The organism is Polaribacter sp. BAL334, from assembly GCF_015767435.1.
Classification (GTDB): domain Bacteria; phylum Bacteroidota; class Bacteroidia; order Flavobacteriales; family Flavobacteriaceae; genus Polaribacter.
Genome location: NZ_JADWOV010000087.1, coordinates 1 through 781 on the forward strand (window position 1 = coordinate 1; position 781 = coordinate 781).

Sequence of the window (781 nt, forward strand, 5' to 3'; positions counted from 1 at the left end):
GTCATACTCAGGTCTTGAATTACCAACGAAATCAAGAACAGTCAAACAATCTTTTCCATCGGCTAATCGTAATCCACGCCCTAATTGTTGAAGAAAAACCGTTAAACTTTCAGTCGGTCGCAAAAATAAAACAGTATCAATTTCCGGTATGTCAACTCCTTCATTAAAAATATCTACGACAAATAAATAATTGAATTCTTTTTTTCTAAACTGTTCTCTAATGCTTTCGCGTTCACTTGAGTTTTTAGAAGTTAAACTTGTTGCTTTTAGCCCAGCCAAACTGAATTTTTCAGCCATAAAAGTGGCGTGTTCAATGGTTACGCAAAAACCAATAGCTCGAACATCATTTATATCATTTGTATATTTATTAAGATTAGAAATTATTTCACCTACACGAACATCATTCTTTGTATAGATACTGGTCAATTCACATGCGACATATCTTCCTTTTTCCCATTTTACATTACTTAAATCAATACTGTCAGTAATTCCAAAGTATTGAAACGGACTCAATAACTTTTGATTCAATGCTTCTGGAAGTCTAATTTCAGCAGCGATACGATTACAGAAATCTTCTAATATATTTTCACCGTCCATTCTTTCCGGAGTGGCTGTTAACCCCAAAAGAACTTTTGGTTTAAAATAATTTAGAAAAGGTCGATAGCTTGAAGCTGATCCGTGATGCGCTTCATCTAAAATGATAAAATCATAATATTCAGGTGAAAGTGTTAAATCTTTTAATCTACTATTTAAAGTTTGGACAGAGACAAATAGATATTCA

General features: G+C 32.8%; 1 protein-coding gene. It reads right to left on the reverse strand.

Annotated features, from left to right (window positions below; genetic code table 11):
- Positions 1 to 781: DEAD/DEAH box helicase (locus IU405_RS00450; protein ID WP_197436693.1), on the reverse strand; the 781-nt coding region annotated here is incomplete at both ends.